8 protein-coding genes are annotated in these 8,294 nt (G+C 55.2%); 5 read left to right on the top strand and 3 right to left on the bottom strand.

The window, feature by feature from the left end; all coding sequences use genetic code 11:
* Nucleotides 1-198: 198 nt before the first annotated feature.
* The 3 genes from RX972_RS28605 (at nucleotide 199) to RX972_RS28595 (ending at nucleotide 3,784) form a co-directional block, all read left to right on the top strand.
* Nucleotides 199-885, top strand: a complete 687-nt coding sequence (locus tag RX972_RS28605; RefSeq protein ID WP_316880616.1) for an SDR family oxidoreductase — start codon at nucleotides 199-201, stop codon at nucleotides 883-885.
* Nucleotides 886-964: 79 nt separating this feature from the next.
* Nucleotides 965-1,732: a DeoR/GlpR family DNA-binding transcription regulator gene (locus tag RX972_RS28600; RefSeq protein ID WP_027899515.1), complete on the top strand. Its 768-nt coding sequence runs from the start codon at nucleotides 965-967 to the stop codon at nucleotides 1,730-1,732.
* Between the two features lie 429 nt (nucleotides 1,733-2,161).
* Nucleotides 2,162-3,784: a methyl-accepting chemotaxis protein gene (locus tag RX972_RS28595; protein ID WP_231675741.1), complete on the top strand. Its 1,623-nt coding sequence runs from the start codon at nucleotides 2,162-2,164 to the stop codon at nucleotides 3,782-3,784.
* Between the two features lie 54 nt (nucleotides 3,785-3,838).
* Here the strand turns inward: RX972_RS28595 and RX972_RS28590 are convergent, their stop codons facing one another.
* From RX972_RS28590 to RX972_RS28580, 3 genes are all read right to left on the bottom strand, one after another.
* On the bottom strand, nucleotides 3,839-4,147 hold the full coding sequence (locus RX972_RS28590; protein ID WP_316880618.1) for a colicin immunity domain-containing protein: 309 nt from the start codon (nucleotides 4,145-4,147) through the stop codon (nucleotides 3,839-3,841).
* Between the two features lie 74 nt (nucleotides 4,148-4,221).
* Entirely contained in the window at nucleotides 4,222-5,193 is a 972-nt protein-coding gene (locus RX972_RS28585; protein WP_316880612.1) for a T6SS immunity protein Tli4 family protein, read from the bottom strand.
* 123 nt (nucleotides 5,194-5,316) lie between these two features.
* Nucleotides 5,317-6,219, bottom strand: coding sequence for a LysR family transcriptional regulator (locus RX972_RS28580; RefSeq protein ID WP_316880610.1), 903 nt, complete (start codon nucleotides 6,217-6,219; stop codon nucleotides 5,317-5,319).
* Between the two features lie 105 nt (nucleotides 6,220-6,324).
* Between RX972_RS28580 and RX972_RS28575 the strand changes: the two genes are divergently transcribed.
* Together RX972_RS28575 and RX972_RS28570 are read left to right on the top strand one after the other, a co-directional pair.
* The gene (locus RX972_RS28575; RefSeq protein WP_316880608.1) at nucleotides 6,325-7,203 is read left to right on the top strand and encodes an MBL fold metallo-hydrolase; all 879 of its coding nucleotides are present in this window, start codon (nucleotides 6,325-6,327) and stop codon (nucleotides 7,201-7,203) included.
* Nucleotides 7,197-7,847: a DsbA family protein gene (locus RX972_RS28570; RefSeq protein ID WP_316880607.1), complete on the top strand. Its 651-nt coding sequence runs from the start codon at nucleotides 7,197-7,199 to the stop codon at nucleotides 7,845-7,847. The genes RX972_RS28575 and RX972_RS28570 overlap by 7 nt, the downstream gene beginning before the upstream one ends.
* Nucleotides 7,848-8,294 lie beyond the last annotated feature (447 nt).

Raw genomic sequence — 8,294 nt, 5'->3', positions numbered from 1 at the left:
CCCCCCCGCTCTATTTTTTTTAAACCCAGATCCGCTATACCTACATTTCTGCCTGTCTCGTGGGGTCGGATATGTTTATAAGAGACAGGTCGATAATCTATCGACTGTGCTGACGCTATCGCGGGCAAGCGCGCTCCTACAGATAAAAAAGCACTCCAAATCAGACCGTAATTTTTTTTGACAGGAGCGGCACTTTTTATGACAAGAGCCACTAAAACCGCCGTACTGACCGGCGTCAGTTCCGGCATCGGCATGGCCATCTCTCAGCGCCTGCTGGCTGAAGGCTGGCGTGTGCATGGCCTGAGTCGTCGCCCTGCCGATATCGATCACCCTCACTTTCACTGGACTGAATGTGACCTGAGCAATTTGCACGCCCTTGAACAGGCCTTGCAGCCCATCGACACGCTGGATGCCATTGTTCACGCAGCAGGATTCATGCGTACCGCACCGTTGGGGCAGTTGAACCCGGACGATGGACAGGCGATGTGGCAGGTTCACGTCGCGGCGGCCAGCCATCTGGTCAACACCCTGCATGGCAGACTGCGCCCCGGCGCAAGGATCGTGATGATCGGAAGCCGCACCATGCAAGGTGCCCATGGACGCAGCCAGTACGCGGCAACCAAGGCCGCGTTGCAAGGAATGGTGCGCTCCTGGGCCATGGAACTGGCACCCAACGGAATCACCGCCAACCTGATCGCCCCCGGCGCGACTGAAACCCCCATGTTGCTGGACCCGGCCCGCAGCGGCACGCCGCCCAACAAACCGCCGATTGGCCGCTTCGTGCAGCCGTCTGAAGTCGCTGGCATGGCGGCGTTCTTGCTCGGACCGGACGCAGGCGCCATCACCGGGCAAAGTCTGGTGATCTGCGGCGGCGCCTCGCTATAGACTCGCCGGTTCTGCGGTTGCATTGCACCGCTGTTTAATGTGATAACCCCTCTTTCCTCGCTCACTACCAAGGCTGTTCATGAAAGTCGCAAATCGCCGTCAATCGATACTGGAACTGGTCCTTTCAGGAAAGTCGAACGTCGATGAACTGTGCGCCCGGTTGGGCGTGTCGGAAGCGACAGTCCGCCGGGATCTCACCGCGCTGGCTGAAGAAGGTCTGGTGATTCGCACCTATGGCGGCGCAGCACATGTCGGCATGCGCGAGCCGGAAACCTCGGTGGAAGAACGCCGCCAGCAACACAGCCAGGAAAAGACCGTTATCGCCCGCGCCGCCTTGGCGCATATTCAGGATCATGACACGCTGTTCCTTGAAGGTGGCACCACTACCAGCGCACTGGCTCAGCTACTCAATCAGCGTCGCGGCCTGCATGTCATCACCAACAACCTGATGGCCCTCGCTGATCTGGCACTGATCCCCGAGGGGCGCATCACGGTGCTCGGCGGTGATTTGCGTAGCGCGAGCATGTCGACCTACGGCGTGGCCGCGCAGGCTGCCCTTGAACACCTGAGCGCCGATAAGGTATTCCTGAGTGCTGATGGGGTAGTGGCCGAACTGGGCTTGTGCGAAGCCAGCGCCGAGCAGGCTTACCTCAAGGAAACCATGATCGCCCGCGCCGCCCACATTTATGTACTGGCCGACGCCACCAAGCTCGGACGCGCGCGCCAGCAACACTGGACCCCGCTGCGTCAGCCCTGGACGCTGATTACTCACGAACTGGATGATCCTTCGTTACTGGCACCCTTTCAGTCGCGGCGGTCTGTGACGGTTGAAGTTGTGCAACTCTGATCACGAAACAGATTAATAGACAAAATACTCGCCGTGGCAGTACACCGCTTTCCTGCAGAGAATCTACGTTTTTCCTGCATTCAGTTACTGCGCCTTAAAACACTCTCCTGCTTCAGGAATGAGCACATTAGCGGCACTAAATAGTCGCGCGCCTTCGCCTGAACCCGTCGATTAATCTTTCAATGCTCGCTGCTCTAAATCGTCGTTTTTTCGACGTCAAAATATTTGACGAGCCAGCCAAAATGCACGGCCCAGAGCTTCCGACGAACGGCACGGAACCTTTTAAAGTTCCATTAGATAGAGGCGATAAGGCAATTAGTGAATATCGTTGTGCCATCACTCATTGCGGCGTGATCGAGTTGAGCATCCGCTCTCGGTAATTACAACATCTAAAAAGCCATGGAGCGGCTTTACCCAAGGATCGACAGCATGTTCGATAAACTCAGCATTTCGCAAAAGCTCTACTTCAGTTTTTTCGCCATCATCGCCCTGATTGCCATTCTGGTAACAAGCGCATACCGAGGTTTTGAAGAAGTTGAGGACGCCACTAACAGCAACGTTCACACCTATCAGGTCCTGAGCGAAGCGCAGCTGGCACTTGAGCAGTTGATCAATATCGAGACAGGGATGCGCGGCTTCGTTATCGCGTCGAAGGATGCCTTTCTTGAGCCCTTGCAGGCTGGCGAAAAGAAATTCAGCGAAGAGCTTGAGTCGCTTAAACGCCTGACCGCCGATAATCCGGAACAACAACGACGCCTGGCCTCTCTGGGGGATACTCAGAAGCGCTGGCTTGAAGAAGATGTCAAACCGATCATTGCCCTGCGCCGTGACCTGACGGCGCGCAATGAGCCCGATGACGAACTGGACAAGCGCATCACAACCGGGGCTGACAAAGCCAAAATGGACAGCATGCGCGCTACGTTGGCCGAAATCAGCGCCGCGGAAAACAAGCTGTTGGTGACCAGAACTCAGAACATGGTCGATGCCAAGCATTTTGCGCTCATGGTCCTCGTCTGCGGTGGCATTGGCGCAGCGATACTCGCACTGATTCTGGCCTCAATACTCGGCCGCAGCACGACCAAACGCCTGCAATTGGCAATTGATGCTGCCACGGCTATCGCCAACGGCAAGCTGGACACTGTGATCGATACCAGCAGTCACGATGAACTGCCAAAAGCCTTTGACCGCATGCAGAACCGCCTGCGCGAGATGATTCAGCAGATCAGCCAGGCCGCTAACCAATTGGTTGTCGCAGTCCAGCAAATCTCCGGTGCATCTCAACAGCTGTCCGGCGCTATGCAGGAACAATCCACATCTGCTTCGGTAATGGCAGCCACCATCGAAGAGCTGACGGTCAGCATTCATCACGTGTCCGAGAACGCCAACGAAGCGCATGAAATCGCCAGTCGGTCGGGTCAGCAGTCGAAAGATGGCGCTCAGGTCATTGAAGGTACCCTTACGAGCATGAACGGTATTGCCCGGACCGTGCAGCACTCTTCGGCACAAGTAGCCGACCTCGGCCAGCACTCCGAACATATTTCATCGATCATCAGCGTTATTCAGGGCATTGCCGATCAGACCAACCTGCTCGCGCTCAACGCAGCCATTGAAGCCGCTCGTGCAGGTGAACAAGGTCGCGGCTTCGCGGTGGTAGCCGATGAAGTGCGCCTGCTGGCACAAAATACCGGCAAATCGACCAAGGAAATCGCTGGCATGATCGAGAAGATTCAGGCGGGTGTGCGGGAGACGGTTGAAAGCATGCGCGGTGGCGTGCAGGAAGTGAACGATGGCGTAGCAATGGCCGGGACTGCCGGACAAGCAATCGTCGAGATCCGCGACAGCTCGAACAAAGTGCTGCAGGTGGTCGATCAGATTTCCTTCGCATTGCGCGAACAGACCGCCGCCAGCCAGGACGTAGCACGCAACGTTGAACGCTCGGCGCAAATGGCCGAACAGAACAATATGTCTGTTCAGGAACTGCTCAAGACCAGCGGAGGCCTGCAGACCCTCGCCAGCAGCCTGCAACGTGAAGTGAGTAAATTCCAGCTGTAAACCAGGATCGTTTGATTCAGGAGATATCGCGGTAGCAGCACCCGCTGTTAGCTGCTACCGCGAACGCTCCAGATAACTTGATTTTCTTATCAAATTCGCGACTTCAGCCTTAAGCATCTCATCGTCAAGTTCATACGCTTCTCTTGATTTGTCTGGTTCGTACATATCCGCAACACAAAAGATACTGGACAAGCACTCGCTCAACAAAGGCTCATCCAGCTGAAGAACGTTCCTGTCTCGCTCAATTTTCCAAAGCTCGCTATACGCCTCAGAGAAAATTTCTGATGTCAGCCTTCCCGCGACATACGACTTTGCAAACTCCAAAAGCGTGAGACTCGTCTCAGCACTCCGTTTCAATAACACTATCAAGCGGCTGAGTTACCGGGCACACACCGCTTTTCTCTGGCAGCCCGCTAGCAGCGTCGGCCACGTTCTTTTCATATCCGCTTCAAGCTTGCAACCAGCTCATCCCAAAAGCGCAATGCCTCTTTATCGCTCTGAAAACTTAAACCACGATCAAGTGTGCTCATTTCAATGACCGTGTAAGGCTCCATGCTGGACTCCGGTGTGCCCGGGTATTCAAGCCGGAAGGAATAGATTGTCCTACCCTCGACCTTCGCCTTGAGCAATAACTCTTCGAACTTTAATCCGGCTACTATTTTCTTTGACTTTCTTAGCACGGAAGTTTTGGACAGAACGCTCGTCAATAACGATGTCAGGACACCCGACGTCCTTTCTTCGTAACGCGTCAGAAGGCTCGGTTCTGGCTCACCGATACGCTGAGTATCAAACGTCAAGTGAATACCGGGCATGGATGATACAGGTAATCCGATCGAGACTTGCTCTTCAAACTCATCAAGGGGTAAAGTGAGATACCCCGCCTCAATGGCGAATGTCCCGGTTGGAGGGCGCTCAGCCGGGTTGCGATCATGAATGAGCGTATTGATCTCTCTTGCAAGTGCAATAGCTTTGTTTATTCCCGCTGAAGAAATAGACCCTACAGATTGCTTATATAACGTATTACCCTTGGTCAAATAAAATATATCCATAGCGTAATTGGTTAATTTGGACACAACAATGGCACCCCCTCCGTCCAGCTCGACGGTTCGCTCATAATCTGCAGCACCCGACTCATGGAGTATATTTATTTTTTTAATCTTGTCGGAAACCTCCGCAATGAGGTCGCGCTTTCCATCATGGCTAACGAGTTGTATTTTCGTGTCAATGACCTTATAGGCCGACCAAATATTCGCGCCATCGGTAGGCACCTCAAATGTATACCTGCCGAAATAAAATGGTTTTTTTGTGGTAGGCATATTATTGGCTTCGCTATCGACACTGGCTAAGAGCGCAAATATTAAAACACCTGCGGTATTGAGCAAGCTTATATGTTTTTTGTATTGGAACATGTTGTAAGTATCCCTACCCGGCCAGACAGCGTTGCATTTTGTATTCTTACGCCAGTGTACCGGGCTCGAATGAGATCTGAAACGCATCGAAAATCAAGAGAAGCCCGTTCGCGAACAGCACGCTTAAATACGATCCCAGACAGGCTCAGTACCGAAGCGCTGCGCAAGAAAATCGAGCATGGCGCGCAAGGCTGATGACATGTGCTTGCGTGAGGCATACACCGCATAAATCCCCAACTCCATGGGCTGGTACGACGGCAGCAGCGCAACTAATTGACCTTGTTGAATCAGCGGCGAAGCCAGGTAGGTGGGCAACAGCGCCACTCCCGCGCCACACAAGGCTGCCTGCATCGTGGTGATCGAATCATTGCTGGTGAGATTACCCTTCACTGCGACGCTCTTCGGCAGGCCTTTATGGGTGAAGTGCCAGAGGCTGCTGCTGTGATAGGTATGCGTCAGGCAGTTATGCAGTGTCAGGTCTTCAATGGCCTTGGGCGTCGAATGCCGCTTCAGGTAATCCGGCGAGGCACACACCACCGAACGACAGGTGGTCAGCCGGCGAGCGATGAGATTGGGGTCCAGTTCATTGGTGATTCGAATTGCCAGGTCCAAGCGCTCATCCACCAGATTGACGGTGCGGTCGAGCAGCACCATGTCCACACTGACTTGTGAGTACTGCCCGACAAACTCAGTCACCGCGAGCATGAGTTGCGCCTGACCGAACGAGGTACTGGCTGTCACACGCAGCAGTCCTTTCGGCTCATCCTCTGGCGCGGCGACCACTGCACGCATGTCGTCGGCCAGATCGAGCATTCGCCGACATAAAGGCAACACTTCAGCCCCTGCCGCGGTGAGGTTCAGACGTCTCGTGGTGCGGTGCATCAATCGGGCACCGGTCCAGTCCTCCAGCTCGGCAAGGAATCTGGAAATGACGGGCCTCGATATCCCGAGTTTGTCCGCCGCAGCGGTCTGGCTCCCGCAATCCACGACGGTGACGAAAGCCTGCATTGCCGCCAATTTATCCATGATTCGACCGGTTTCAGAAACAAACTTGCATTCAATCTAGCGTTTTTCGCTACATAAATCTCAACTAACCTGCGGACTCTTATCACTGCCACGATGGAACTAAACATGATTTCGCTCTCCGCACGCCGCTTGTTAGCCACCTTCGCCCTGCTCGGCCTTGCGGGCGCAAGCCAGGCTGCACAGCCATTGAAGCTGGACGTCTATAACCCGGGTGAAGAAGCCATCTTCCCGGTCTCATCAGTCCTGGTGACAGGTGAGAAAGACGCGGTTCTGGTGGATGCGCAGTTTTCCAACACTCAGGCCGAGCAGATCGTCGAGAAAATCCGCAAGAGCGGTAAAAACCTGACCACGATTTATATCAGCCATGGCGACCCGGACTACTACTTCGGCCTGCAAACCATCACCTCCGCCTACCCAAAAGCCAAGGTTGTGGCCAGCGCCCAGACCGTTGCGCACATCAACGAAACCAAGGATGCCAAGCTGGCCTACTGGGGACCCAAGCTAGGCGCGGCCGCACCGGGCAAGGTCATCGTGCCTGACGTGCTGCAGGGTAACGAACTGAAGCTGGAAGATCAGAAACTGCAGGTCATTGGCCTCGACGGCCCACAACCCGACCGCAGCTTCGTCTGGATCCCGTCGATCAAGGCCGTGGTAGGCGGCGTGGTGCTGTCCAGCAACATTCACGTGTGGATGGCTGACACCCAGACCGCCAAATCCCATCAGGACTGGCTGGCGACCCTGGCGACAATCGAGAAACTCAAACCAGCGACCATTGTGCCGGGCCACTTCCTGCCGGGCGAGCAAACCGCTCTGCAATCACCGACATTCACAGCGGGCTATATCAAAACCTTTGATGCCGAAACGGCCAAGGCCAAAGACTCTGCCGCACTGATCGCCGCGATGAAGGCGCATTACCCGAAACTGGCGGATGATTCTTCGCTGGTGCTGAGCGCGAAAGTGGCCAAAGGTGAAATGAAGTGGTGAGTGAAGCCGTCAGCGTCACTTACCTCTTCGATCCACTATGCGGTTGGTGCTATGGAGCCTCGTCAGTGATACAGCGCCTTGATGCGCTGGACGAGTTCAGCATCACGCTTTCCCCTACCGGCTTGTTCGCGGATAAAAACTCGCGGGTGATGGACCCAGGCTTTGCAGATTATGCCTGGTCCAATGACCTGCGAATCGGCACGCTGACCGGACAGCCTTTCAGCGAGGCTTACCAACGCCACATACTTGGGGATCACACCCGTCGTTTCGACTCCGGGCCTGCAACCCGGGCGCTCAGCGCGGTGGCGATGACGGTGCCGTCGCGCGAACTGGAGGCATTGGCAGGCATACAACACGGCCGCTATGTTGGGGGGCTGGATATCACCGACCTTGAGGTTCTTGCTCGCATTCTCACGGGCATGGGACTGAGCGAGGCTGCCAGCCTGTTGCTTGCGCAGGATGATGGGTTACCGAGTCATTCCCGTGAGCGGGTCAAGGTAGCGCAGGCGTTAATGGGTCAGATGGGCACGAGCGGCGTTCCTGCGCTTGTGCTCGGGGCTGGCAAGCAAAGACGCCTGATCAGCTCAAATGCGCTGTTTGGCAGCTGGGAGGCGTTGCTCGAGGGTTTGCGTGCCGATAAATAGGCCGTAGGAGCGGCACTGTCTCGCAGTAAACAAAGACCTATCAAACACAATGCATTTTGCAGGCTGAACCCATTCCTGTAGGAGCTCACCGAGGTTACGAGGCCAGCGATGGCAGAGTGTCAGACAAACCGCTATCGCTGGCCTCGTAACCTCGGTGAGCTCCTACAGGTCCGATGGTTGCGGCCAAAGATAGTGACGCCATGGATACCCCTACGCCCACATGATATGCATTTCAATCAACGGACGGCATTTCCCGGAGGACTTCAGCCGCGAGGGCGTCACACCTGAACATAAAAATCAGGCAAAAAAAAAGCGACCCGTTAAGGTCGCTTTCTTTCGCTTCAAGGAGTTCAAGGGCCTCGAAGCTATGTATGGCGCAGCGGACGGGACTCGAACCCGCGACCCCCGGCGTGACAGGCCGGTATTCTAACCGACTGAACTACCGCT

The sequence above is a fragment of the Pseudomonas syringae group sp. J309-1 genome, assembly GCF_032582135.1.
GTDB classification, from domain to species: Bacteria; Pseudomonadota; Gammaproteobacteria; order Pseudomonadales; family Pseudomonadaceae; genus Aquipseudomonas; species Aquipseudomonas quasicaspiana.
Note: the sequence above shows the minus strand (reverse complement) of the source record. Positions and strands in the feature narration are given on the sequence as shown.

Bases quoted from the DNA above. Each gene is read 5' to 3' on its own strand.
- RX972_RS28605 (WP_316880616.1), top strand. From the start codon at position 199: ATGACAAGAGCCACTAAAACCGCCGTACTGACCGGCGTCAGTTCCGGC.
- RX972_RS28600 (WP_027899515.1), top strand. From the start codon at position 965: ATGAAAGTCGCAAATCGCCGTCAATCGATACTGGAACTGGTCCTTTCA.
- RX972_RS28595 (WP_231675741.1), top strand. From the start codon at position 2,162: ATGTTCGATAAACTCAGCATTTCGCAAAAGCTCTACTTCAGTTTTTTC.
- RX972_RS28585 (WP_316880612.1), bottom strand. From the start codon at position 5,193: ATGTTCCAATACAAAAAACATATAAGCTTGCTCAATACCGCAGGTGTT.
- RX972_RS28580 (WP_316880610.1), bottom strand. From the start codon at position 6,219: ATGGATAAATTGGCGGCAATGCAGGCTTTCGTCACCGTCGTGGATTGC.
- RX972_RS28575 (WP_316880608.1), top strand. From the start codon at position 6,325: ATGATTTCGCTCTCCGCACGCCGCTTGTTAGCCACCTTCGCCCTGCTC.